26 protein-coding genes and 1 tRNA gene are annotated in these 24,759 nt (G+C 60.9%); 12 read left to right on the top strand and 15 right to left on the bottom strand.

Annotation, left to right across the window (positions count from 1 at the left end):
• The 3 genes from RWT78_RS16465 to RWT78_RS16475 all read left to right on the top strand — a co-directional run.
• Positions 1-251 (top strand): LysM domain-containing protein (locus RWT78_RS16465; RefSeq protein ID WP_314676706.1); only part of this gene is annotated, 251 nt, incomplete at its 5' end.
• Positions 252-426: 175 nt separating this feature from the next.
• Complete coding sequence (locus RWT78_RS16470) at positions 427-1,257, top strand: pentapeptide repeat-containing protein (protein ID WP_314676708.1); 831 nt, start codon at positions 427-429, stop codon at positions 1,255-1,257.
• A gap of 13 nt (positions 1,258-1,270) precedes the next feature.
• A complete protein-coding gene (locus RWT78_RS16475; RefSeq protein WP_037131026.1) occupies positions 1,271-1,687 on the top strand; it encodes a hypothetical protein in 417 nt (138 codons plus the stop codon).
• A gap of 78 nt (positions 1,688-1,765) precedes the next feature.
• Here the strand turns inward: RWT78_RS16475 and RWT78_RS16480 are convergent, their stop codons facing one another.
• From RWT78_RS16480 to RWT78_RS16495, 4 genes are all read right to left on the bottom strand, one after another.
• Positions 1,766-2,107, bottom strand: a complete 342-nt coding sequence (locus RWT78_RS16480) for a hypothetical protein (protein WP_003943650.1) — start codon at positions 2,105-2,107, stop codon at positions 1,766-1,768.
• Positions 2,104-3,255 (bottom strand): alkane 1-monooxygenase, encoded by a 1,152-nt coding sequence (locus RWT78_RS16485; protein ID WP_314676711.1) that lies wholly within the window; start codon positions 3,253-3,255, stop codon positions 2,104-2,106. Before RWT78_RS16485 ends, RWT78_RS16480 begins: the two co-directional genes overlap by 4 nt.
• A gap of 95 nt (positions 3,256-3,350) precedes the next feature.
• Positions 3,351-4,004, bottom strand: coding sequence for a class F sortase (locus RWT78_RS16490; protein WP_003943710.1), 654 nt, complete (start codon positions 4,002-4,004; stop codon positions 3,351-3,353).
• Positions 4,005-5,303, bottom strand: coding sequence for an ice-binding family protein (locus tag RWT78_RS16495; RefSeq protein WP_054187575.1), 1,299 nt, complete (start codon positions 5,301-5,303; stop codon positions 4,005-4,007).
• Positions 5,304-5,526: 223 nt separating this feature from the next.
• Here RWT78_RS16495 and RWT78_RS16500 point away from each other — a divergent pair, with 223 nt between their 5' ends.
• Complete coding sequence (locus tag RWT78_RS16500; RefSeq protein ID WP_003943709.1) at positions 5,527-6,243, top strand: TetR/AcrR family transcriptional regulator; 717 nt, start codon at positions 5,527-5,529, stop codon at positions 6,241-6,243.
• Between the two features lie 356 nt (positions 6,244-6,599).
• Here the strand turns inward: RWT78_RS16500 and RWT78_RS16505 are convergent, their stop codons facing one another.
• The 5 genes from RWT78_RS16505 to RWT78_RS16525 all read right to left on the bottom strand — a co-directional run bounded on the left by RWT78_RS16505 (position 6,600) and on the right by RWT78_RS16525 (position 11,436).
• On the bottom strand, positions 6,600-6,743 hold the full coding sequence (locus tag RWT78_RS16505; RefSeq protein ID WP_314676717.1) for a hypothetical protein: 144 nt from the start codon (positions 6,741-6,743) through the stop codon (positions 6,600-6,602).
• 58 nt (positions 6,744-6,801) lie between these two features.
• On the bottom strand, positions 6,802-7,263 hold the full coding sequence (locus RWT78_RS16510; protein ID WP_314676719.1) for an Hsp20/alpha crystallin family protein: 462 nt from the start codon (positions 7,261-7,263) through the stop codon (positions 6,802-6,804).
• Between the two features lie 186 nt (positions 7,264-7,449).
• Positions 7,450-8,334: an MBL fold metallo-hydrolase gene (locus RWT78_RS16515; protein ID WP_314676721.1), complete on the bottom strand. Its 885-nt coding sequence runs from the start codon at positions 8,332-8,334 to the stop codon at positions 7,450-7,452.
• A 137-nt stretch (positions 8,335-8,471) separates the two neighbouring features.
• A complete protein-coding gene (locus tag RWT78_RS16520; protein ID WP_162114779.1) occupies positions 8,472-9,725 on the bottom strand; it encodes a wax ester/triacylglycerol synthase domain-containing protein in 1,254 nt (417 codons plus the stop codon).
• A gap of 46 nt (positions 9,726-9,771) precedes the next feature.
• The gene (locus tag RWT78_RS16525; protein WP_314676724.1) at positions 9,772-11,436 is read right to left on the bottom strand and encodes a hypothetical protein; all 1,665 of its coding nucleotides are present in this window, start codon (positions 11,434-11,436) and stop codon (positions 9,772-9,774) included.
• A gap of 183 nt (positions 11,437-11,619) precedes the next feature.
• On the opposite strand from RWT78_RS16525, the gene RWT78_RS16530 reads away from it, so the two are divergent.
• The gene (locus tag RWT78_RS16530) at positions 11,620-12,237 is read left to right on the top strand and encodes a hypothetical protein (RefSeq protein WP_007726510.1); all 618 of its coding nucleotides are present in this window, start codon (positions 11,620-11,622) and stop codon (positions 12,235-12,237) included.
• 200 nt (positions 12,238-12,437) lie between these two features.
• Positions 12,438-12,929 carry an FBP domain-containing protein gene (locus RWT78_RS16535; RefSeq protein WP_007726512.1) on the top strand — a complete coding sequence of 164 codons (492 nt, stop codon included), beginning with the start codon at positions 12,438-12,440 and terminating at the stop codon, positions 12,927-12,929.
• Between the two features lie 149 nt (positions 12,930-13,078).
• Here RWT78_RS16535 and RWT78_RS16540 read toward each other — a convergent pair whose 3' ends face one another.
• Genes RWT78_RS16540 through RWT78_RS16550 form a run of 3 tightly spaced genes read right to left on the bottom strand, consistent with a single transcriptional unit; the run spans position 13,079 to position 15,110 of the window.
• On the bottom strand, positions 13,079-13,819 hold the full coding sequence (locus tag RWT78_RS16540; RefSeq protein ID WP_007726514.1) for a hypothetical protein: 741 nt from the start codon (positions 13,817-13,819) through the stop codon (positions 13,079-13,081).
• A complete protein-coding gene (locus tag RWT78_RS16545; protein ID WP_058227586.1) occupies positions 13,816-14,751 on the bottom strand; it encodes an ABC transporter ATP-binding protein in 936 nt (311 codons plus the stop codon). The genes RWT78_RS16540 and RWT78_RS16545 overlap by 4 nt, the downstream gene beginning before the upstream one ends.
• Entirely contained in the window at positions 14,748-15,110 is a 363-nt protein-coding gene (locus RWT78_RS16550) for a GntR family transcriptional regulator (protein WP_162114780.1), read from the bottom strand. The genes RWT78_RS16545 and RWT78_RS16550 overlap by 4 nt, the downstream gene beginning before the upstream one ends.
• A gap of 220 nt (positions 15,111-15,330) precedes the next feature.
• Between RWT78_RS16550 and RWT78_RS16555 the strand changes: the two genes are divergently transcribed.
• Positions 15,331-15,465: a hypothetical protein gene (locus tag RWT78_RS16555; protein WP_003943681.1), complete on the top strand. Its 135-nt coding sequence runs from the start codon at positions 15,331-15,333 to the stop codon at positions 15,463-15,465.
• A gap of 2,291 nt (positions 15,466-17,756) precedes the next feature.
• Here RWT78_RS16555 and RWT78_RS16560 read toward each other — a convergent pair.
• Positions 17,757-17,830 (bottom strand) — tRNA-Gly (locus RWT78_RS16560).
• A gap of 305 nt (positions 17,831-18,135) precedes the next feature.
• On the opposite strand from RWT78_RS16560, the gene dcd reads away from it, so the two are divergent.
• The 4 genes from dcd to RWT78_RS16580 all read left to right on the top strand — a co-directional run bounded on the left by dcd (position 18,136) and on the right by RWT78_RS16580 (position 20,867).
• Positions 18,136-18,705, top strand: coding sequence for a dCTP deaminase (gene dcd, locus RWT78_RS16565; protein WP_003943702.1), 570 nt, complete (start codon positions 18,136-18,138; stop codon positions 18,703-18,705).
• Between the two features lie 25 nt (positions 18,706-18,730).
• Entirely contained in the window at positions 18,731-19,015 is a 285-nt protein-coding gene (locus RWT78_RS16570) for a hypothetical protein (protein ID WP_054187570.1), read from the top strand.
• 91 nt (positions 19,016-19,106) lie between these two features.
• Positions 19,107-19,313 carry a hypothetical protein gene (locus tag RWT78_RS16575; RefSeq protein WP_007726530.1) on the top strand — a complete coding sequence of 69 codons (207 nt, stop codon included), beginning with the start codon at positions 19,107-19,109 and terminating at the stop codon, positions 19,311-19,313.
• A 30-nt stretch (positions 19,314-19,343) separates the two neighbouring features.
• Positions 19,344-20,867: a hypothetical protein gene (locus RWT78_RS16580; RefSeq protein WP_162114781.1), complete on the top strand. Its 1,524-nt coding sequence runs from the start codon at positions 19,344-19,346 to the stop codon at positions 20,865-20,867.
• Between the two features lie 3 nt (positions 20,868-20,870).
• Here the strand turns inward: RWT78_RS16580 and RWT78_RS16585 are convergent, their stop codons facing one another.
• Positions 20,871-21,623: an IclR family transcriptional regulator C-terminal domain-containing protein gene (locus RWT78_RS16585; protein WP_162114782.1), complete on the bottom strand. Its 753-nt coding sequence runs from the start codon at positions 21,621-21,623 to the stop codon at positions 20,871-20,873.
• Positions 21,623-23,134, bottom strand: a complete 1,512-nt coding sequence (locus RWT78_RS16590) for an APC family permease (RefSeq protein WP_042452324.1) — start codon at positions 23,132-23,134, stop codon at positions 21,623-21,625. Before RWT78_RS16590 ends, RWT78_RS16585 begins: the two co-directional genes overlap by 1 nt.
• A 238-nt stretch (positions 23,135-23,372) precedes the next feature.
• Between RWT78_RS16590 and RWT78_RS16595 the strand changes: the two genes are divergently transcribed.
• On the top strand, positions 23,373-24,759 hold a 1,387-nt coding region (locus RWT78_RS16595; RefSeq protein ID WP_314676731.1), incomplete at its 3' end, for an FAD-dependent oxidoreductase.

The raw sequence follows: 24,759 nt of genomic DNA on the forward strand, positions 1-24,759 counted from the left end.
TAGCACCCGAATTTGCACCGGAACCGGCGCCTGCTCCCGTTGTCTACTCTGAGGCATCCGAATCTGTACCGGTAGAAAGCATTCCGGAGTCGGAGACTCCAGCGTCCGGCTCAAAGGTAGTCGTTGCAGCCGGTGATACATTGTTCGACCTCGCGACAGAACGAGGTCTCACCTGGCAGCAGGTGTGGGACATGAATCCGCAGATCGTCAATCCCGATCAGATCCTTGTGGGCGACGTGATCAACTTGTGAGAGTGGATAATTCGATACTGATCCGGAGATGAGTCAACGGCTCGTACACGACCGGTTTCAGTACCCCAGTTGACTCCGAGTTCCACTTCGTGCGCGTGAGCGCTGCAGCCGGGCCGTGCATTTCACGGTCCGGCTGTTTTGCGCGCTCCGAGAAGTGATTCCTACCGAAGTACTGATGTGTGGTGATTCGCTTCTCGGACAGCCACGGCCAATCGCTGGGGATCTTGCCGATACTATTGAGCCCGTGAACCGGTCCGCGATCACCTCTCTACGTCGACGTTGGTCAGATGAGGGTGTCGATAATTTACGGGCGCAGCTGCTCGATCAGTCGCGGATCGTCAAGCCGCCCCACACTCTTGTCTCCCCATGGGCGGAGACCGATGACGGGCTGATCGATGTGCGTGGCCTGACAGCGGGTAGCGCTGGATTGGACATCCGGTATCTCACGTTGGAACGGATTGATCTGAGTTTCGCTCGGGGTCCGATCTCCGTCTTCGAATCCGAATTATTCGACTGCCGTTTCGATTTCGTGGCACTGACCGGACAGCCCCGTTTCAATCGCCGATTCGAACGGTGCAGTTTCCGGGGTGCGACGCTCTCGCGTGTGGCGCTCGGACCGAGGGTCGTCGATTGCGATTTCACTGGAGCCAAAGCACGCGGGCTCCGCTCCGTGCCCAATACTGTGTTCGAACGATGCGCATTCGACGACACAGACCTGACTGGTGCGCAGTTCGCCGATACCTCATTCGTGGAGTGCACTTTCGGCGGCGCACGATTCTCGGCGGCCACGAGTTTTGTGCGGTGTTCCTTCACCCGGACCGCTGTCGAGTTCTCCGAGGCGCGAATGTCGCGAACAACGTGTGACGGCACCGCGATTCCGGATCAATGGGCAGGTGAGGCCGATTCAGCAGTCGCACTGGAGCGGTATGCCGGTCGATATGCCCGAGCACTTGGCGTGGGGGACACAGAGGGTATGGCCCTCGATCCTGAAATGGATGAACCGTAAAGGGGGCAGATCGATGACTCGCGGGGTCACGTTCAGGACAGTATTCGGTGGACCGTCGGTGCCGCTTGACTTCATCGAGGAGTTGACTCGGCTCAGACACCGGCTGAGGGGCATCGCGATGCAGTACGACTTCGATCTGTTTGTTGTCGTTGGTGGCGACATCTCCGTGGTGACCGATCCGACCGGGATCCGGCTTCCGCGTGTGTTTCTGGGCAGGCGTACCGCTACGGCGCAGGTACAGATGAACACTGACGACGTGATGGGGGTGTCCGACCCGCGTGCATTTCTGTACACGACGATCCATGCGGCACTGACGGAACTGATCACGCGTGTCTCAGACCGCGACAACGACTTCGATGCGGACGGGGAGCGAGCGAAGATCGAGTTCTTGATCCTCGATGACATTGGCGAGCGCGAATCAAAGCTGTGATGGCAAATGACAAATGCTGCGCTCCCGAATTCGTCAGGCTGTTGTCACTCTCTGGCATCAAACACTGCGGTGACCACTTCACAGAAAATCGCCGGGTGCCGGCAATGGACGAACCTCACTATGAGTTCTGCGGTGCGCGGTAGCGGTGACAAGTAGGTAGCGTTCAGCTGCGGCGTAGTCGGTGATCGATGTTCCGTCGGGCCCGGGGGTTTGAGTGATCAGGTCGAGGTATCGGCGGCGATAGAGGTATGCGTCGGGCTGGGTCAACAGGTACTCCGCGGCAGCGACGACGTCCAGGCTCGGTGCGGCTCGTCTGAGCCGGGTGCGCGCCGGCTGGTACGCAGCTCTGGCGTGTTTGGTCGGCCCTGTGGCCGTGTAGTGCCCGTCGCTGTGGTCGTCGTCTCGGGCATTGTCATTCATATCGTCGCCTTGGTGTGAATGAGCTCGACGTTGCCGTTGTAGTAGCCGAGGACACGGTGATCCATCATCCGCCGCCACAGTGGTGGTACGGCAGCGCAGACGATCATCACCGCGTATCCGGCAGGGAGTTGCGGAGCGGTTGGAGCGCTGCGCAGAGATTGGTAGCGCAGACGCGGATTCGCGTGATGGTCACTGTGTCGTTGTAATTGGTACAGGAACAAATTGGACAAGAGATGATCACTGTTCCAACTGTCTTCGGGCCGGGCTTTGACAAAGCTGCCGTCTTGTCTTCGCGCACGGAGCAATCCGTAGTGTTCGAGGTAGTTTGCGGCCTCGAGGAACGTGATCCCGGCCAAGGCTTGCAGGAGCAGCCAGGGCAGTATCTGCCACCCGAATAAGGTGATCAACGTCCCGAACAGTGCGGCGCTCAGCGACCATGCCTGCACGATGTTGTTTCGAGGCGACAGTGCGGGTGAACCCTGCCGGCGCAGGCGTGCTGATTCGATCCGCCAGCCCGATTTCAGACCTCCGAATACGCTGCGGGGCAGGAATATCCAGAACGATTCCCCGAAACGAGCACTGGCGGGATCGCGCGGCGTCGCAACGTTGACGTGGTGACCGTGATTGTGCTCGATGTAGAAGTGCCCGTAGAACGATTGAGCGAGCACAATTTTCGCCAACCGCCGCTCGAGCCGGCTGCTCTTGTGGCCTAGTTCGTGTGCGGCATTGATACCGACGCCCGCAACGACGCCGACGGTCATCGCCAGTGCGATCTTCTCTCCGGTTGCCATCGGGGCGTGCGCCCAACACCATGCGGCGAAGACGAGGCCAGCGTATTGAAGTGGCACGAACAGGTAGGTACACCATCGGTAGTAGCGGTCGTCCTGCAATGCCGCGATCACGTTGTCCGGTGGGCTGCGGCCATCTGCGCCGACTGCGATGTCGACGATCGGGATGACGAGAATCAGGATCCAGGCACCGGTCGCCCAGAACAGGCCGAGGTGCAAATATTCGACCAGCAGCCAGGACAGGAAGGGACTCAGCGGGATCAGCAATCCCAACGGCCACCAGTAACGCTTCCGATCCCGCCATGCAGGAGCGTCGACACCTGCTTCGGCGCTCGCTCGAATGTCGTCGGTGTCTGTCATCGAAACTTCTCGAGCACGGGAAAGTGGAATACGGTCATTGCTCTCCAACGGTTCGTGCGGACTTTCGAAGTGGTGTGCTGCGGCGTCTCAGGCGGTTAGGCCAGGTCGGCGAATGCGATGATGTTGTCGTTGTAACTGCGTGCGGTTTCGTCGAAGGATCCACCGCACGTGATGATCCGGAGTCCGGGGTGGTCGATGTCGCCGTATACGACGTCGGTGGGAAAGTCCTCTTTGGGGAAGTGTTCGACACTGGTAGCGGTGAACACTGCGCGACTTCCGTCTTCGCGGGTGACGATGATGTCGGCTCCTGTTTCGAGATTCCGCAGATCGAAGAAGACCCCGTCGGTGCCTTGCCAGTCGACGTGGCCGGCGATGATTGCCGGTCCGACCTCACCGGGTGCGGGAGCGCCGGTGTACCACCCTGCGTCCTTCCCATCCGGTGGGACCTCGAGTGCTCCATCGGTATCGAGTCCGAGATCGATGATGTCGGTGTCGACGCCGATGGACGGGATTTCGAGGCGCGCGGGGCGGTGTTCAGCAGTTACCGGCGCCCTTTCGGGCAGTGCAGAGTCAGTGGCGCGTGGCGCGGATGTGGTGTCTTGTCGAGGCGACGAGTGTGGTTGTGAATTTCCGCTGTCGGATTGTCCACCGGCGCATCCGACCACCGTTACGAGTACTGAAACAGTAAGGGCGAGAGCCGTGATGGCTCGGCGAGTTCGCGGAGCCATCACGGAGTTTTCGTCTTTCATCTATCGACTTGTCCGACGGATGACGAGGGCCGACATAGCCACGACGCTGAAGAAGCCGACGAGCAGGGCGATCCACCCTCCACTGGACTGTCCGCCGCGTTGGGATTGTGTGCTTCCGTCACCGGTGTCGACCGACCCTCGTGGTACCTGCTGCACCTGAGGGGCTCGAACATTCGGGGATTCCGGGCCTACCGGTTGAGTGGTCGGGGTACCCGTTCGAGAAGCTGACGTCGTCGGCACCCGAGACGGGACGGTTACCGTCCCGGGAACGGTGGGAGGTATTCCCGGCAGTGGTGGGAGACCGGGAATCTCGGGTATGGACGGAATGTTTCGGCTGGTCGTGATGATCGGCGGTACGTCCACAGTGGTTGTAGTCGTGCCGTTCGGCCCTGGTGTGGTGGTCGTCGCTTCCACCGGTGTACCAGTCGTGGTTGTAGTCACCTCCGGCGGGACGACCGTCGTGGTTGTAGTCACCACCGGCGGGACCACAGTCGTGGTGGTAGTCGTCGCGGTGTCAGGCGGGACCGTAGTCGTCGTAGTGGTCGGGGTCGTAGTCGTGACAGGAGGCGCACAGGTCGGGATCGTAACGGTGTTCGTATCGAGAGTGACCGCGCCATTGATCGCCAACAGTCGACCCTCGACGGTTGCCTCGGTTGTGGCAGTAATGTCTGTCAGCGCCAACAGGTTTCCTCGGAAGACGGAGTTGGTGCCCAGGGTGGCGGAACTTCCAACCTGCCAGAAAACATTGCACGCCTGCGTTCCGTTGATCAGTGCAACGGTGCTGGACGACGATGTGATCAGCGTTGATCCCGCTTGGAAGACGAAGACTGCATCGGGGTCACCTTGCGCGTCGAGGGTGACGGTTCCCGACAGTGCGATCGACGAACCGGAGTTGTAGACACCCGAAACCAGTGTCCGACCGGTCAAGTCGGCTCCCGTCGGTTGTGTGGGTCCCTGACCGGCAAGAGTGTTGTAGGCAGTCAACACGTCGGGTTTCGCTCCCTGCGATACCGCGTCGCCACCATGATTGGTGCCGGTAATCGTCAGGTCCGATACACCGGTGATGGTTGGCGTCGGATACGTGCCGATATCGCCGCCGAGGGTTGTCGGTCCGGTGTTGGTGATTCCTGCTCCGGCAAGGACTGCAAAGGGCTCAGCGGTGCCGAGTCCGACAGCAGTCGCTTCCGCGCCGGCAGTGCCGGCCGGCAAGACGAGAATGCCGACGGAGAAGACGGAAATCGTTGCAATACCCGAGAATTGAAAGAACCGCGAGCGTCGTGTTGCGGTGGGTGCTGTCATGTTCTGTTCATCTTCGATCCTTTGAAGAAGGGACTCATGCGACGAAAGTGAGTCCGTACGTCCGCGCCGGCTCCGGCGCCGGGACGTATCGATGAGCGCCCACGTAAATCCGGACATTCCGGGTATACGATGTGTGTATACGTTGTATATATCAGGCGTCTTCGAACAGTAAACCAGCCGTGCGGTTCTGTCAATGCGTAGGCATACGATGTATGTTCTGTGAATGACCGGACACTCGCCAGATCGCACTAAGGGTTTGATTCCCGCCGCGGACCGCGAGGAGCCTCTCACCAGGGCGCTCGTACTCTCGACGGCGTTGGCGATCATCGACGAGGAAGGTGCCGACGGCCTCTCCATGCGCCGACTGGGCAAAGCGCTCGACAGAAATCCGATGACTCTCTACAGGTACGCGGCCAACAAGGCGGCCCTGCTGGACGGGGTCGTCGAGACCGTGCTCGAACAACTGGTCGTCGACCCGTCCGATCGCGACTGGAGAGGGCAGCTGCACGCGGTTGCGTACGGGTATCGCCGCCTCGCGCTCGCGCACCCCAACGTGGTTCCTTTGCTGGTCACTCGGCCGCTGTCCACCCCGCTCGGATTGCGTCCTCCCGGGACGTTGCGCTACCTCGAAGCGATTCTCGAACTGCTGATACGGGCCGGTTTCACTCCTGAAGACGCATTACACATCTACCGAGCAGTGTTCGGCTTCCTCAACGGGCACATTCTCAACGAGCTTCAGGAAATAGTCGAAAATCCCGAGGAGACGGACGATCTCTTGCGACTCGGTCTGCATCGGCTTCCGCTTGCCGAGTTTCCGAGACTGCGGTCGATGGCTACGATCATGGCTCACTACGACGGGCGGGACGAACTCGAGCGCGGTCTGGCAATCCTTCTGGAGGGTCTGGCGACGGCATCTCCTCCGACGAGTGTTGAGGGCTGACCACTTTCAGTTTGGATATCGACATGAGACGACCTCGACGGCCACACAATTCAGGGGACCGACGAGGTCGGTAAGCGTCAGCGCAGTCACTGACGTCTACATTTCAACCGTACGAGTCACGGTTGGCAGGTGGCGGCGAGCTTCGTCCTTGTTGTGTGAGTGTTTCGTCCTGCTTCGCCCATTTCGGGCGGTTCTTGACCTGCTGCAGGTGATGGCTCTTCGGTTCGGCCGGAATGCTTCATCGAGCTGAACGTGTGTAGAGCGCCTGTAAATGCCTTCCGTCCGCCTCGGTGGACGGACGGAAGGCATCAATTCATTTGTGGGTGACCGTATTCGGCGAACACGGTCTGGTTTTGTCAGGGTTGAAATTCTTCGTTGGTGGGGCTCTCGGGCGGGGTGGCCGCGAGGATGCGCTTCCACCGGCCTTGCCGCTGCGGGTCTTCGTTCCAGGCGACCGGTTCAGCCAGAGCTGCGGCGGGGGCCATGATTGGCGCGGGCATAGTGGACCTCCTGGATGAAAGGCTCTCGTACAGTCGATTTCGTGCCAAGCCGTTCAGGTCAGGCTTCGATCTGTCCTTGGGCTTTCACCTCGGAGTTTGCGGTGCGGGACGGCGGCCCCGACGAGATTTCGATCCGCCGCGGTTTCGCCTTCTCTGCGATCGGCAAGGTCACGGTCAACACTCCGTTGTCGTATGAGGCGACGATCCGTTCGGAATCGATGTCCTCACTGATGGACAGCTGCCTTCTGTATGTTCCTGTCAAACGCTCACCGGCCAGCCACGTCACTCCCTCTTCGGAAATGGCGCTGCGGTGCGCGGTCAGGGTGAGGGTCGAGCCGTCTACCTGTACGTCCACTGATCCTGGGTCGACGCCGGGAAGATCGGCGTGAAGGACGTAGTGGTCATCGATCTTGTAGAGGTCCATCGGCATGAAGCGTGGACTTCGGCTGCTGCCGGTTCCGGTGGCAAGCAGGGACTTGGTGATCGCGTCGATGTCGGTGAAAGGATCGAAACGAAGCACAGCAACACACCTCCCGTATCGTCTAAGAAAGGTCACCGTCACCTCGACGGCGACCGAACTTACTGTGCGAGAACATGATAACCAGCAAATCTGGCACTCTGCAACCTCGAGTGCCAGATTTTTTCGGTGAACTTCGGTCCGATTTTCGGAAGTATCCGAAATGGCGCGATCAGTTCGCCAGGGATGTCAGAGGGTCCGGCGAAACACCTTGTCTTCGTCGACTGTGACGGCACCGGATGCGATGAGTCGTTCGAGGTGTAGCTGAGCTGTCCGTCGTTCGACGGCGTCGACGTACGGGGCCGATACGTGGGGGCGGTAGACGAGTCGATGAGCGACTATGTCTTCCAAGAGTTTTGGTTCGCCGAGGAATTGGATGAGACGGTCTTCGCGGCTCAGTAATTTGTCGCGGTATGCGGACAACCGGCGACGGAACTCGTCGCTGCCCTCGACCACGCCCTTCTGATGGAATGTTCCGTACCAGCGTGCGTCGATCGTTGCGACGTGGTCGATGGAGTCGAGGAAGTCGTTGACGCTGCTACCCAGGTCGCCGTACATCGGGCCGAAGGAGGTGAGGTCGATGTCGGCGACGTAGAAGAAGCCGTCGGGTTCGACGAGGACCCCGCAGTGTCCGCGGGTGTGCCCTGGCAAATGAATGACTGTCGCAGTGCGGTCGCCCAGGTCGAAGGCGTGGCCGCCCGCGATCCCCGACACGTTCTCGTGGGTCGGGGGTATGCCGTATTGCGTAGCGATCGACTGCTGGACCTCGACTCGTTCGTTCGGAGGAAGGCCGTAATTGGTGAGCATCGTGTCGAGGGATGCGACTGCGGGTGCGTCGAGATGGTGCGCATAGGCCGGGGTGTCGAAATGGCGTAGTCCGGCGATGTGGTCCTCGTGCCCGTGGCTGACGAATACGAGGTCTGCGCCGACGGGGTCGCGGTCGATGGAGAGCGAAGGGTCGATCACGAGCGTGCTTTCAGATCCGTGCACTACCACGGTGTTCCCGTAGGGGACGGCACCACCGTTCTCAGGAACCAGTACCGAGACCTTGCCGAATTCTGCAGGTGTGAACATCTTTCGCCTTCCTCGTGACGATCGTGTCGTGACGACACCGGCTTGCAGGCTCGAATCAGTGGAGATGTTGTCGAGACGTCTCGACAGTATCCGTTGCCCAAGCGGCGAGGTGCATCGGATAGTGGCAGTAGATCCAGTCAGTGTGCAGTGTCGGCTATTTCGTCGAGAGTCCGTTCGACGGCTCGGGCGATCTTGCTTGCAGGTGGGAGATGCTCGGCATCGGCCTGGATTCCGATCCAGAATGTGTCGTTGTAGGACGCTGCGGTGAAGCCGACGCGGACATTGCCCGCCAACGGGCCCAGAGGCCAGAGTTCGACTAGCGCTGCCCCGTCGAGTGTGAGCGGGCCGCGCGGTCCATGGACGTTGGACACGACTGCACCGATCATGTGCTGCCGCTTTGCGAGCTTGTCGAAAATGCCGGCGATACGCGGTGACCGAAAGGTTGTTCCCGAAGCGCGTGCGGAAGGTTTGGCCGCAGCGGTTTGCTTCGCGACGATCGCGACTGTGCGTTGTGGGTCGGTTTCACGAAGTGGAAGGTCGATGATCATGAACCCGACGGCATTGCGTGCGCTACCGATCGCTGTGACTGCGACGGGTACCGATACCGCAATCGACTTGGGGATGGGCTCGCCGCATTCTTGGAGGATGAATCGCAGTCCGCCGCCCACCGCAACGAGATAGGCATCGTTCAACGTGCCTCCCGCTTGCTGCGCGGCATGCTCGATCAGAGAGGTGCCGACGTTGACGGACGAGATCGATCTCGTGGGACCAATGGCGCCCAGTAACACCCGTGATCGGATTGGCCGGTGCAGGAAAGTACCGATTCGAAATCGGAGGAGGTCGAGGGAACCGGCGGCCTTCGGAGGGATGTTCGGCACGGGAGCGCCCGGGTCGGTACTTTTCGAATCAGGTGAGGCGAACAAGCGCTCGAAAAGGTCGCTGGCTCTGGCGCCGTCGAGAACCGCGTGATGCACTCGGATGACAATGCCGCACAGACCCGGTCGAGCTGCAGGAACGAAGGCGATGTGCCACAACGGTCGGGTGGTGTCGAGGGGTTGCATCACGAGTCGACCACAGACGGATTCGAAGTCGGGTTCTGTAGGCCCGCGTTCGTCAAGCGAGAGATGGAGGTCGAAGTCGATGTCGTTTTCCGTCCACCACCATGACCCGTTCCGCATGATCGGTCGCTGCCGCAGTAACGGCTCCTGCGCGATGTGAGCGGCGAGAGTGCGGTGAAGTCGCACTAGATCAGGTCGACCGTCTCGATCGACGAAGCCACCAGGAGCGAGCAGTCCGGCAATAGTGACCAGGTAGGGCTGGACGTGCACACCGAGCTGGAAGCTCGCAGCGTCGATGGGTGATATCGGCACGTCGGGTGTGGTGTCGACCATCTGCTGAGCCTAATCGAGGCGACATGGTGGACGGCGCTGTTTTCGGCTAGCGGATCACCAAGTCGTGGTCGGTGGCGCTGAGCGTGATCGCGGCAATGGGGTTTCCGTGCATCCAGTCCTGCACGAACGCGTCCAGAGCGGGGTTCGATGCCCGATCCGCGTACGCGTCCGACGGGATCTCGATTGCCCCGACGAGGTGGCGCGGATCGGCATCGAGGCCGGATGCGCGGGGAGTCATCCGTAGTCCGTCGGCGGTGTGCAGGACGACCGGAAGAACCGTGCCATCCGGTGCAGTCACGGTCGCGGTCCGCGTGGTGGCGACCGGGTCGAAATGGTCCACGTCCAGTCGGTATCCGGACGGTTGTGCGTGCTGGCCGATCGCGTCGAGCATGCGCGGATCCACCACAGAGTACGGAAACCCGATGTCGATCAGAGTCTGACCGTCGATGGCACCGTCGCGGGCGGGCAAGGTCGTGGACAAGTGCCAGGGGGCAGCGGGGGACAGGGTATCCGTCGACCGGTCTGTCGGCGCGTTTTCGATCAGTGTGCCGAGGAGGGACGCGCCGGTCGGTGTGAACTCCCAGTCGCCGCCGACGAGATCCTTGTGCCAGAAGCCGGATTCGGCGCCGCGGAGACCCTCGACACGCAACTCCCGCCGGTTCGGGCCGGGACCGAGTGAGTGCACACTGATCGCGGATGTAACTTCACCGGGAATTTTGGGCTGGTGCACCCAGTCGGGGGCCGGAAGTTGGATCGCGGCGGTGCTGCGGTCCAGTGTTTCGGCCACGAGGTTGGGTGCCGACGGCTTGTCCGACTGATCTTCCCAGCTGTAGCGGAAGAAGATCGAGTCCGATCCCGAAGAATCGAAAGCAACTGTGCGGGTGGACATGTCACCGTACTTGTTCATCACGAAAGTGGTTGATCCGGCCGCCGACAGCGAGTCCGCCTGGAATCGCCCGCCGAGCGGGCCGCCGATCTCGTAGCTGTCGTCGTTGGGCAGCCACGGGTCCGCGTAGGTTATCCGGCTGCCGTCCCCGGTCAACGTGGGGATCATCGTCATCTTGGCGAGTCCGACGAAGTGAATCCGTCCTGCGACGTCGGTGAAAGTTTGGTTGTCCCAAGGCGACGAGACGCTCAGTGCCCACCCGTTCGGGTGGTCTCCGGGGAGTTGTCGGCCGGGACCGCTCCACAGCGGTGCGCCCCATGCCGAGGTCCAATTCCACACCAGCGGATCCTGGGATGCGTTGTCCATCGTGTAGATCCAGCCGTTGTCGTCGACAGCGACGAGTTCGTCGTCGTCCAGTGATATCCCGACCAATCGTCCACGCAGGCACCCGGGCATCGGCACGAAACGCCACGGTTGAGCCGTTGATGCGCCTGGCTCTCGCGGCCGAGCGAGTAAGTCGTGGTCGACTAGCGCGAAGTCCCAGAAACGATTGAATTGCGTAGTTGGCGTGCGGATCTGGACCGAGCTGGGGGCGGTTGAACCGGTGAATGTCGGTAGGTTTGCCAACCCGACTCGACCTCCACCGGAGGGCGCACCTGGTGGCAGTTGGGCGGTTCCGAATGATATGCAACTGGCCGGCCCAGGTTCGGTGGGCGCGGCAGCGGCGAGGGGAGTGGACCACAGGAGGGCGGCGGAGAGTAGGACGCCGACGCTCAGCAGTCGCGGTCGGTGCGGGTGCGAAACTCCACTCGCGGTCTCGTTCACCGTCCGATTGTCGCATGATCGGCACGTTGAATCTGCGAATTGTGAGGTTTGTCCATCTGTGTCGGTTGCGGCGAGAGTGCCGATCGCTGCGTTGGTTGTTGTGAGTGGAACGAGAGTGCGTGTACTGCAAAGGTATTCGCCGTGTAGCTGAGTTTTGCCATGACCTGCAGATACGGTGGGGTGATGAGAAGGCCGAAGTCGCTGGGTGAATGGTTGGTAGCTGACCCTCCGGAGTCGTCCAAGCCACCGGGGCCGATTCTTTTGGCATTCACCGTTGTTCCGCTCATTGCGTTGGTCTGCCGGCATTACGGTTGGTGGCCTTCGCCGTTCGGGGAGTACAGATGGTTGGATCCCTTCCTCGTCAGCGCCGCGGCTCTGCTCATCTTGATCGTGGTCGGTCTGGTGTGGGCGATCCGCACCCTCTATGCCCTTGGCCAGGACCGGCGGTGGTCGTGGTGGATTCTGTCCTCCCCGATCGCCGTCATCGCTGCAGTAGCTCTGGTGTTGTTGATGCCGCCGGCAACTTTCCTCGACAAGAGCGGAGAGTTCGAGACCATCGCGATTGGTCTTTTGGAGCAGCCTGAATCGACCGTGGAAGAGCTCGAGATCGGCCAGTTCGATATCAGTAGTGCCCATGTCGTGCGGCCGGATGAGGTCTACTTCATCGACAACGACAGCATGTTCATCACCTCGAGTGGGTGGGTGTACTCGCCCAGCGGCCCACCATCGGGGTTCGATGATTTCTCCGCAACTCACCTCGGCGGACCTTGGTACGAGTTCACGGCGGTATGGCGTGACTGATAAATCGAGTGGCCTGTAACGCAGGCCTGTAGCTACCATCGCGGTGTGGATACGTACACGGTGACGCCCCATGGGCGTGAGGGGGTTGTCGGCGTCGTCTTCGCCGGCGACAGATAGCGCATTTCGGACCCGACAGCACTTGGTGCTGATCGGGCCATGAGCTGTACCCACCTTCACCGAGCCACGATTGGTATACACCCATGATCATTTTGACCGATACATCTATTCGTTCCAGCCTCGTCAACGCGAGTCGTAAGGAGAAGTCCGATCTCACCCTGCCGGACGGCTTCGGCACCATCGACTTCGACGCTCTCGACTACCTGGGCTGGCGAGATCCGAAAATGGGCCGACGCGCCTACGCGATCGTCCCGACACTCGACGGGGAGACCATCGGAGTCTTGCTCGTTCAAGCCGAGGCCACTCCGCGATCGCGCGCCCAGTGCTCCTGGTGCCGCGACACGCGACTCCCCAACGAGGTCGTCTTCTACGGCGCCAAGTTGGCCGGGCCCGCCGGTCGACGTGGCAGCACGGTCGGAACACTGATCTGCCGAGACTTCCAGTGCTCGTCCAATGTTCGTAACGACCCCCCGCTCCCGTATGCCGGCTACGATGCCGCCGCTGCGCGCCAGAACCGGAAAGATGAACTGGTGCTGCGGGCTTCGAGTTTTGTCGAGCGGGTGGCTCGGCAGTAGAGCGGACCAAATCGGGGACGAGATAGCACCCTGTTGCGACGTTCGTCCCCCTTTCCTGACTCAGGGAGGGGGACGAGCTGTCTAGACGGGTTTGATCCGACGAGCACTTCGAGACGACGCGACATGTGGCGTCGCACATGATTGCGCGGTCACGGCGTTGCTCGACGCAACGTCGCCCAGGCTCCGGCGATGCACGCGATGGCAAGGGCCAGAGGGAGTAGTGCCATCGGTACCACTCGGGGAGTATCGACAAACCACGAACCGATCGCCGGCCACCACCCAGCCCAGGTGATCGCGATCGCTGACAAGCCGAGCAAGCCGAAAAGCCCGGTGAGGGAGGCGAGTAGACCGGTGATCCTCCACCGCTGGTAGATAGCACCTGCCAGCATTGCGATCGAACTGGTCAGCAGCAGCGTCGCGAACAGTGCGAGCAACTGTACGGCGGTGTTGTCGGTGAAATAGCGTGCGATGCCGAACATGCGCATGTGCACACCCCAGCCGTTGGTGGCGGACTCCAGCACGGACAGCAGTTGCAGCGCGATTGCGAAGACTGCGGACTGTGCCAGCGCCATAACCGTGGTGGCAGTGAAGAACTCGCGGCGAGTCACGCTCAGTCCGAGCGCGAATGGGAACGTCTGCGTCATCGACTGGAGGTAGAACGCCAGCACGAAACCGTAGACCGAGAACACACTGCCGGTGAATCCCTCACCCTCCTCGTTCCCGACGATCGCGTAGATAGTGAAGCTGATCAGGAACGAGATCAACAGGATGCCCACCGGCCAGGCGATCAGCAACGGCCACGCGACCGTGTGCAGTTGTAGGACGGCACCGATCCTGGACCGAGCGGGCGTCTTCGGGACCGTCCGTGGCTCTGTCGTTGCGATACTCATACGGTGATCTCCTTGCGCTGCGTCGAAGTCGCGATGACAAGTTCCTGCAAAGATGCCGGTTCCACTTGGACTCCTGCCTCCCGCAGTCGGTTTCGCTCGGTCTCTGTCACATCGGCCTGCAACATGATTCGGCTGTGGGCGCCCAGTGTCTCCCGGCGCAGGACCCTGCCGGACGCAGCAACGGCATCCACCGCATCAATGGGACCGGATACCACCACGGCGCGGCTACGCAGTGCATCCGCGTCTGCGTCGACGACAATCCGGCCGCCGTCGACGACAATCACGTGCTCGAGTAGATTGGCTACCTCGTCGATCAGGTGAGTCGAAAGCACCACAGTGCGAGGATGTTCGGCGTAGTCCGCAAGCAGGCGATCGTAGAACAGTTGGCGTGCAACGGCATCGAGACCGAGATACGGCTCGTCGAAAAGCGTGAGCGGTGCACGGGAGGCAAGTCCGATGATCACTCCCAACGCTGACCGCATGCCGCGCGAGAGCTTCTTCACCTTGCGGCACAGGGGAAGTTGGAAATCGTCAAGCAGTGTCTCGGCGAACGCGTGGTCCCAATTCGGGAGTAGATGGCCGGCGGCGACGAGTACGTGCTTGACCTTGAGGTCTTCGGGGTACGTCTGGCTTTCCTTGACGAAGCACACGTTCGCCAGGACGTCGGCATTCTCGAAAGGGGCGGCCCCGAAAACTTCGACGTCGCCGCTGGTGTGCAGGTCCTGCCCGGTCAGTATCTGCATGATCGTCGTCTTGCCTGCGCCGTTACGGCCGAGCAGACCGTAGATCTTGTTGCGGCTGATCTCGAACGAGACGTCCGCGAGCGCGTCGACATCCCCGTACTTTCTGTCAACGGAGCGCATCGAGGCGACAAGTTCAGTTTCGTCGAAACGCCTGACTCGGGGCTCGGTCGTTGTCGTGCTTGCGTTCATCGGTCCGCCTTCCTGTCGTCCAGCATGGATTTGAGTTCGCCGAGGGAAATCTGGAGGCGGTCGGCCTCCGTGAACAGCGGCTCGATGTACTGGCGCGCGAACGCTTCTCGGCGTCTGAACCTGAGTGCGTCGCGGGCACCGACCGTGACGAACATTCCGATTCCCCGTTTCTTGTAGAGGATCCCCTCGCCTACGAGCTGATTGAGGCCCTTGGCTGCCGTCGCCGGATTGATTCGGTGGAACGCCGCCAGTTCGTTGGTTGAGGGCACCTGCCCGTCTTCCGGCAGGGAGCCGTCGATGATCGAGCCTTCGATCTGCTCGGCGATCTGCTGGAACAGTGGTCGTCCGTCGTCGATCACGATGATCGACGCCCGGTGTTCACTGGTTCATTACTCATGTAATGAACCATAGAACGTCGTGGGGCATGTTGGCAATGAGATCGCGGAATCTGGCACCGATGACTTGGGTCTCCGAGCGCTACCCATCGGGACATTCATCGCAGAGGCTGATGGAACAGGCTGGATATGGACCAGTTATGACTTCCAGATCCTGACCAAGCGGTCAAAAAGCACAACCTCGATGGCGCGGGCGTACTGGCCGAATACCCGCCCCGAACATCACCCACGCACCGTCGTCGAACTCGATGTCGACGACCCCGCGGGCGTTGCACCACAGGCATTGAACTTCTGCGGAACCGTGGAACGCCAGTTGTAGTGGTCGACCACGGGACGGGGCACCTTCGGGTGGCCGGTAGTTATCGCCTCAATGAATTCGGCCACGCAACTATGTAGCGGGGGACATTCTGCATGGACGTTGTAGCTTGGGGAGTTCGCTATGTGTTGACGCAAACACCCGTCAGCATCGGCAGTTCGCCACCCACCCGTGAAGCAGGCGAAACCACCAGCCTCGGCTTCGGGGCGTAACCCGTAGTCGTAGAACGGAAGCCGGACCGCACGCGGCGGTCGGGCCCCTTTTCGTCAACCCAAAGACGGAGTCGTATCCACCGCAAGTAGGGACTTAGCGCCCCGTTTTGGTGTTTCTGTACTGATTTGCAATCCCGATACGTACGCTTCCGGCCAGGGAATCGGACACTCGACCAGCAGGGGTATCTATGCCGAATGTGACAGTGAAATTCGGGGGTTCAGACCCGGAAACAGCAGACCTCGCACGCCGGGCACTGCAACCAGTACTCGACAGCATCTACCGCACATACCGCAGGAAACCGCTCCCATTCGTCGAAGCCGCACTTAGACGCGCAGGTCGAGGAAGCTTCTCACAGGCAGGAATTGAACGATTCGCCGACTACATTTCAAGAGGAGACCGACCGATTCTCACCACATAGCGGCCACTCGTGATCAGGCCGAAGACCGAAGCGCTTCCACCGGCCACCTGTTCGACGACCTAAATTGGTCAGTGCCAACTAGGTACAGGTCCATCGTGGTCAACATCAACATCAAGAGACAGCGCCCGCGTCCGAGATCGGTAGCTTGCCTCACCGTGGCAAGGGCACTCGAGCCAGCAGACGTATTCGATCAAACGGAGCTGAGAAGGCTGATTCAGCAGATGTACATTAATCGACCTCTGTGTGAATTCTGCTCACGGTGCACACTCGCGTGATCAAACCAGTCGGCGCTGTGACATTCGGTTGCTGATCCTATTCGGGGCGGCCTCGACCGACTATTTGGGACCTGTCAAACATAAGCTCCCCTTCCTGGCCAGGTAGGGGAGCTTATGTTTGTGACCACCGCACGATCCACGCATCTTCTGATATGCAGGTTTCAGGCAGAGCTGAAAATGTCATCCACATGCGGTCGGCCGATCTTCTCTACAAGTCGGGAGCGGTTAGTGGCCCTGCGCCTTCTAATGAGAAGGGGATCGTGGAACCGTTCGCCATCGCCACGATCACGTTGACGATAGCAAAGAGGACGTTATCCATTTGAATTCACCTCCTCGCTCCGTCTAGGGCCCGGCAAGATTCGCTACTGCATACAGGGCAGATGTCCTGCTATCGAAATTGGGACCTGCAATGTAAGCGGCGAGCCTGGACCGAATGAGGTGACTGTCCTGATATATCCGAGGCGATTCGAGGAGTTGTAGTCCACCAACCAAGGTCCACCAGAAGCGCCTGCGCCAAAGTTGCCAGGTTTGGGAGTTGCGTGAGAAGCCGTAGCTCCGAACGTCATAACCAGGGAAGGCGCTGCGATGCTTGCGGGGAATAAGGTTTCGACTCTGGACACTTACGGCCTTCTATCGAATTGGGGCCAATCTGCCGGTTCTAAAGATCTTCGGGAAGGTAGCACGACGCTAATGTGACAGTCCTCGAAACTGGGGTATTTCTTCGAGCTTTATCCGGCTCTCCGGATCCGGAGTGTATGGGTTGATCCACGGATGATCCGAGCAGGCACAAGATGTAGGTTGGTGAGCGTTTTCGATGTGCAGAGCGATGGTCGTACATTGGCACTTACGGTTAGGGCTGTCCGGTACTGAGGAAGAATACGTACTTGATTCTTTTCGAAGGTGATTTTTGACGGACTTGGGTATTTTCACAGTTGTGATTGTGAGAAGATCTGCATTCTTGCGTGAGTTGTGGTCCCCGGTGTCCGGGTGCGCTACGGCAGATCGGTTTCAAAAACTTCAACTGATAAGCGCGCGGAGTCCGAGCGGAGACAGTTTCCAACCCCATCGGTTGGTAGTCGCGCTCGAATCACTGATGGACGGCAAACGAACCGAGGTACCGGCGACCATCGGCTTCGAGGTCGACAGCACTCTCCTGACAGTGCGCGCAATGGACACCGATTCAGGCCGGGGCACGACCAGTCGGACGGCATCGATGAACTGCAGAATTCCGAGACGCGGTCCTCTAGCACCCCCATTTTCGTTGGATTCACATTGACTGATCACTGAATGGAGGGGGTTGTGTACCTGCCGTGTACCTGTCACAGGATTGGGACCCAAACAAGCGAAGTTCGACTGCCCCAAAAGGGCTCTGAACTGCGGAAAATCTGTGGAGCCGATGACGGGAATCGAACCCGCGTATTCAGCTTGGGAAGCTGATGTTCTACCATTGAACTACATCGGCGTCGCAGCCGACCGGACGTGTTTTCACCGCCGATCAACGTGCTTTCCGAACATTATCAGACGAGCTTTCAAGCAGCGGTGTCCCCGGCCGTCATTGATCAACACAGGCGTGTGGAAGTCGGCGCCATCGGTAAATGATTTGCCCACAAGTTCTGCGCGGGAAAGCCTTTCGGCATGGAGAACTTGAGACAGGTGGGGCTGGGCTCTCCCGTGGGAGTCCAGAACCCGCGCATCGTGTTCGGTAACCACAGTGTGATCGCCCCGGCGATGGGCCGGCACTGCCCGCAGAACCGGTAACCTCTACCTGTGCTGCTCTCCGATCGTGACATCCGTGCCGAAATCTCCGTTGGACGTCTGGGTATCGACCCTTTTGACGACTCTATGGTGCAACCGTCGAGCGTCGACGTGCGCCTCGACGGTCTGTTTCGGGTTTTCAACAACACGCGGTACACGCACATCGACCCGGCACTTCGCCAGGACGAGTTGACCAGCCTGGTCGAACCGGCAGAGGGCGAGCCGTTTGTGCTTCATCCCGGCGAGTTCGTTCTCGGTTCGACTCTCGAAGTGTGCTCACTGCCGAACGACCTCGCCGGCCGTCTCGAAGGTAAGTCGAGCCTCGGGCGCCTGGGCCTTTTGACGCACTCCACCGCCGGCTTCATCGACCCGGGTTTCAGCGGCCACATCACACTGGAGCTGTCCAATGTCGCAAACCTGCCGATCACGCTCTGGCCGGGAATGAAGATCGGACAGCTCTGCCTGCTCAAGCTCTCGAGCGCTGCAGAGTTCCCCTACGGAAGCTCCGAGGCCGGATCCAAATACCAGGGCCAGCGCGGCCCGACACCGTCGAAGGCGTACCTGAACTTCAACCGCGGCTGAACGAACGAACTTCGGGGGGAGTCGCATGATCGGAATTTTCTACGGTCTGGTTTTCATGAACTTGTTGTTCGTGACCAGCACCGTGTGTTTGATGAAGCCGTCCAAAGCCAGTGTTGTTGTGACCGTCTGTGCAGGGGTGGCGTGGCTGTTCTTCAATGGACCGCTGGAAGGTCAGGTCTTGTGGTCGTTGAACAGAGAACACGGTCTGACGGTCTCGGATCTGATGTCGCTTGTTGCCTTCGGCATCGCCGCTCGTGGTTGGAATCAGGTTCGCAAAGCCCGCGAAACCGTCGGCGCAGATCGTTTCTGACCTGCGCGCTCAACTGGATTGACCGCCACGATTCGGACAGATGTTTCGACCTGGAGCACAACAGTCGTCGAATCGGGCACAATTACTGGTTATGTGGTGGATTGTCGGAGGCGTACTACTCGTATGGGTCGTGTGTTCCATTCCGATTGCCATCCTGGTGGGGCGGGGTATCGCGCGTCGGGACCGCGCGGAATTCGACGGGCGAAATCAACAGTGGGCCGACGAGGTTGTCAGGTCGATCGAGAAGCAATCGGAGCAGGACAATGCCGATCGGCGTAAGCCACCACTGATCAGCTGACCAGCTGGACTTTTCCGGAGGTGAGTGGGCATGGAACTTCCATCCGATACTCCCGACGACGTCGTGGCCGCGGCCGCCGGCGGACCAAGGGTTCCGCAGTTCGATCCCACAGTGGGGATTCCGGTAGTTCCGCCAGGGGGAGATGCTCCCCACCGGTTGGTGGTCATCGGCGATTCGCTGTCGCAGGGATTCCAGAGCGGGGCGATCTTCAATACCGATCTGTCGTATCCGGCGATCATTGCTCACCAGCTGGGCCGGCTCGACCAGTTCCGCTTTCCCCGTTACGGCGGCCCGGGCGGGCTTCCGCTCAACATCGAACTGTTGCTCCGCACCCTCAAGGAGCGCTTCGGCCCACGGCTCGACCTCTGGGAGGTTCCGCTCGCACTCTTTGCTGCACGTGCGTTCATGGATCAGGTGGAGGACTACTGGGAACGCGGACCGGGCAGTGAGGCGCCGACGTTCTCGGCAATCAACCACAACCTCTCGGTGTACGGGTGGGATCTTCGTGACGCTCTGACCAAGACGGCGCAGGGCTGCGAGGATGCTCTTCACCAACCGCACGACGATTTGATCAGCCAGATCGTCGAGAACAACGGTGAGCGCGCCGCACTGCGGGTTCTGCCGCGAGGCTCCGACGCCGAGAAGCGTATGACCGCGTTCGACGCAGCAGCGGAGTTGGGCAAGGAAGGCATCGAAACTCTGATCGTCTTCCTCGGTGCCAACAACGCGCTCCGCACCGTCACCGAACTTCGAGTCGAGTGGAGCGGCAACAACTTCCGTGATCCGGGCGGCAAGCGCGACTACACGGTGTGGCGGCCTGAGCACTTCGCGTCGGAGTACGCCGAGGTGCTGGCCGCGATCCGCAAGATCAACGCCCAGCACGTCATCCTCTGCACCGTCCCACACGTGACCATCGCACCGATCGCCCACGGGCTCGGGGGGAAGATCGAAATCGGATCCCGCTACTTCCCGTACTACGCACGACCGTGGGTGCGCGACACCGACTTCGATCCACAACGCGATCAGCACATCACCGGCGCGCAGGCATGGGCCGTCGACACCGCAATCGACATGTACAACGACGGAATCGAGCAAGCCGTCGCGAATGCCCGTCGGGTGGGGAAGGACTGGTACCTCTGCGATATTGCCGGGTTGCTCGAGCGCGTGGCCTCACGGCGCTACGTCACCGACGTCAATGCGCGGCCGTCATGGTGGACGCCGTACCCCCTTCCCAAGGCGCTGACCGACTTGCAACCCGTGCCGGACTCGCTGTTCCTCTCCGCCGACGGTCGCGGCGGCCGCGCTTCGGGCGGCCTCTTCTCGCTCGACGGCGTTCATCCCACGACAGTCGCGTACGGGGTGATGGCGCAAGAACTGGCGAACATCATGGTCACGGCCGGGGTCCAGTTCGACCGTGCACAGGTCGATTTCGACCGACTCGTCCGACGCGACACCTTGGTGCGCACTCCGCCGCAGAATCTCGATTCCACGCTCGGCGTCATCGGCTGGGCTGACGAGCATCTCGGCTTTGCCAAACGTGTGTTCGGCCTCTGATTTTCAGCTTGCCTTCGACATCGTCGGTGCAACGATGCGTTCCGCGTACTCCCGCAGCAGTGCCACCAGGTCTACGTCGTCGATGGAAAGTCTGCCGGTCGGACCTATCGCAGCCAAGGCACCGACGACACACCTTTCCGCGTCGTGGATCGGGACGGCGACGGCGGAGCGTCCGACACGAATCTCGTCGACCTCACGGGCGGCCTCACCGCGCCGGATCCGAGAGAGTTCGAGTTCCAATGCGTCGCCGTCGGTGATGGTGTGTGCGGTGACCTTTCGCAATGGGGTCTCGGCCAATTCGGGTCGGCTGGCGAGGAGCAGCTTCCCGATAGCCGACGCGTGAAGGGCCGTGACCAGTGTGCGTTCGCCGCTGAGTTCGTGGTCGGGATCGCGATCGACGAGCCGAATTCTGTTTTCTGCAAACGACGCGAGGTAGACGCCGAACCGTACCTGCTCGCGGAGTTCTTCGAGGAGCACCGAATTGTCGATGGGTGTGGGTTCGGCGGCAGCCCCGGCTAATTCACGGGTGCGTCGGCCTAGTGCGAAGCCGGAGAGGTCGGCGATCCGAACCAGGTAACCGTCGGCGACAAGGATGTTGAGTAACCGATACGCAGTGGCAGGTGGGATGTCGGCCAGGGCGGCAATGTCCTTGGCGGTGGCTCCCGATCCGAGCCTGGCCGCCGACTCGAGGAGGGCAAGGGCGCGCTGAACCGCTCGGGGTTCGTGCCCACCGAGGTCGCGTGGTCGGCCCACCATCAGCGGGCGCCGGCAGTCGGCTCGCCCACCAGCACGATGTTTCCGGCTGCGTCGGTGGCGAACACCCCAGCTCCTGGTAGTACGTCCTCGGTTTCGGGACTGTCGAAAGCGCCGACGTGCAGCAGACTTTTGGGGCTTCGGCGTCGCAGGTAGAACTGCCAGAGTGTGCCCGAAGTCAGGATCACGAGCACGGCGATCGGTGCAACGTACGCGTGGTCGATCGTGTTGGCATAAACCAGGTAACCGAGGACTATCGCTCCGGCACCACTGCCACACGACGCGGCCGCGAGAACGCCGGGAGTGTGCTCGCCGATCCGTGTCAGGAAGACAACGGATGCGATAGCCGTCAGTGCATAGGCCACGATGACGGCGCCGCGAACAGTCAGTCGAACGTCGTCGAAGATTTCTCCGCGCCCGAGAACGGCAAAGGTTCCGCCGCCCAGCAGGACGGTGCAGACCACGGTAGTCAATGCGAAGTAGGGCGTACGGAAGGCACTGTGAACCGAGGCGAACCGGCGGGGGAGTAGGCGCTCGACACCGAACGAATAGACCAGGCGTGACGCAGCATTGGACGACGCCATCGAGGACGCCAGCCACGAGCACCCCAGACCGACGTTGAGCGCGATCACGACACCGGGGCTCACGCCCGTCGCCGTTCCGTGGAGATAGGCGTTGACGAGGGTGTCACTGCGCCCGGACCAAGCGGCCCAGCCCGCGAAGATGAAGAGCGATCCACAGATGATCGGAGTGAGAAGGACTGTGCGGGTGACGGTTACCAGCGGGCGACGGGCCTCGGGGCCGAAGAAGGCCGCGCTCTCGAATCCGGCGAGAGCGAACACGGCAGCCAGGGCGGTGAGTAACAACCCGTGGCCGGAGGTGGGGGGAACGATCTGTGCTTGTTGACTTCCGGAACCGCCCAGGATCATGAGCCCGACGATGAACAGAAGTGAACAGCTTTCGACGACGAGGATCGCGAGCGCGGCAAATCTGACACTTCGCACGAGAGCGCCGAGAATCAGCAAGGCTATCCCCAGATAGAGCGCGATGACGTGAAAAGTCTTGTCCACGTGTACACCTGCGAAGCCGAGCAATGCGATTGCGGCCTGTCCGCCGTGATAGAGCGTCATCACCGCGCTGCCGACGTACTTGACCAGCATGGCGATGCCGGTGGTCAATGCTGCCCGGGTGCCCAGGCCGCGAAAGACGAAGCTGTGCAATCCGCCCGACGCAGCCATTCGGCGGGTGAACTGCGAAACGCAGAAGGCTATGAGCGTCACCAGCACGGTGGCCGCGATGATGGTGATCATCCCGCTCAACAATCGGCCGTGTGTCAGCATGGTGACGGGCAGAACGACCATCGACACAGCAGGGGCAGTGGTTGCCACCGACTGGGCCAGCACTTCGGCGCCCGAGAGTTGCCGACGACCCAACGCGCGCAGCGGTGATCGCGCCGGGGGCTGCTTCTCGCGCGTTGTGAAGGACCGCGCGATAGCTTCGGTGAGAGCGGACATGTCGCGTCACGCTAGTCCGGTTATGTAACGCCGATATTGCGGGCATGCTTCCGCTGATCGCACTCGGGTGAGAGAGCCCGATGCTGATGCTCGCAGGTTTCTCACTCGGTCCCCACTGACTGTTTCCTGTGCGTCAAGTTCCGGACCCAACGCTCCTGAAGTCTGTGTTCAACACCAACCACCCGGGTCACCGGGAGCACACTGGGGAGCTCGAATGCCATACACACGTAGATCTTTCATGCGCAGCCTGGGAATCACCGGCGGCGCGGGCCTGGCGCTCGGTGCTATGTCGTCCATCGGCCTGGCGCCGGCAGTGGCGTCGACGCCGAGGCGGTTTCAGGCACCTGCAGCGGGTGACCTGATCGGAAAGGTCAAGGGAAATCACTCCGTCGTGATCCTCGGCGGCGGACCGTCCGGTCTGTGCTCCGCCTACGAACTGCAGAAGGCCGGATACAAGGTCACCGTCCTCGAAGCACGCAACCGCCCGGGTGGTCGGGTGTGGTCGATCCGCAACGGCACCGAAGAAACCGACCTGAACGGCGAGACACAGACCTGTACGTTCTCGGAAGGCCACTTCTACAACCTCGGTGCGACGCGTATTCCGCAAAATCACAACACCATCGACTACTGCCGCGAACTGGGCGTCGAACTGCAGATGTTCGGAAACCAGAACGCGAACACCTTCGTCAACTACACCGGCAACAAGCCGCTGGCGAATCAGTCGATCACCTACCGAGCAGCCAAAGCCGACACCTACGGATACATGTCCGAGCTGCTGCAGAAGGCCACCAATCAGGGCGCTCTCGACCAGGTCTTGAGCAAGGAAGACAAAGAAGCACTCTCGTCCTTCCTCACCGACTTCGGTGATCTCTCCAGCGACGGCCGCTACGTCGGATCCTCGCGTCGAGGGCACTCCGCGGAGCCGGGCGCCGGCCTCAACTTCGGAACCGAGATCGAACCATTCGGGATGAGCGATGTCATCCAGGGCGGCATCGGGCGTGCATTCTCCTTCGAGTTCGGTTACGACCAGGCCATGACGATGATGACCCCCGTCGGTGGCATGGACCGGATCTACTACAAGTTCCAGGACGCGATCGGGATGGACAACATCGAGTTCGGCGCCGAGGTCAGCGGCATGAAGAACGTGCCGGAAGGCGTCACCGTCGACTACGTCGTCGACGGCAAATCCAAGTCGATCACCGCCGACTACGCAATCTGCACGATCCCACCGCACCTGATCAAGCGGCTGAACAACAACCTGCCCTCCGACATCCTGCTCGCGTTGGATGCAGCCAAGCCGTCGTCGTCGGGCAAGCTCGGTATCGAATACTCGCGTCGGTGGTGGGAGACCGAGGACCGCATCTACGGCGGCGCGTCCAACACCGACCGCGACATCTCCCAGATCATGTTCCCCTACGACCACTACAACTCCGACCGCGGCGTCGTCGTCGCGTACTACAGCTCGGGTAAGCGTCAACAGGCTTTCGAATCGCTCACCCACCGTCAGCGGCTGGCCAAGGCCATCGCCGAAGGCGCAGAAATCCACGGCGACAAATACACTCGCGACATCTCGTCGTCCTTCTCCGGAAGCTGGCGTCGCACCAAGTATTCGGAATCCGCCTGGG

Origin of the sequence: uncultured Rhodococcus sp., from assembly GCF_963525155.1 — a bacterium.
Taxonomy (GTDB): Bacteria; Actinomycetota; Actinomycetes; order Mycobacteriales; family Mycobacteriaceae; genus Rhodococcus_F; species Rhodococcus_F qingshengii.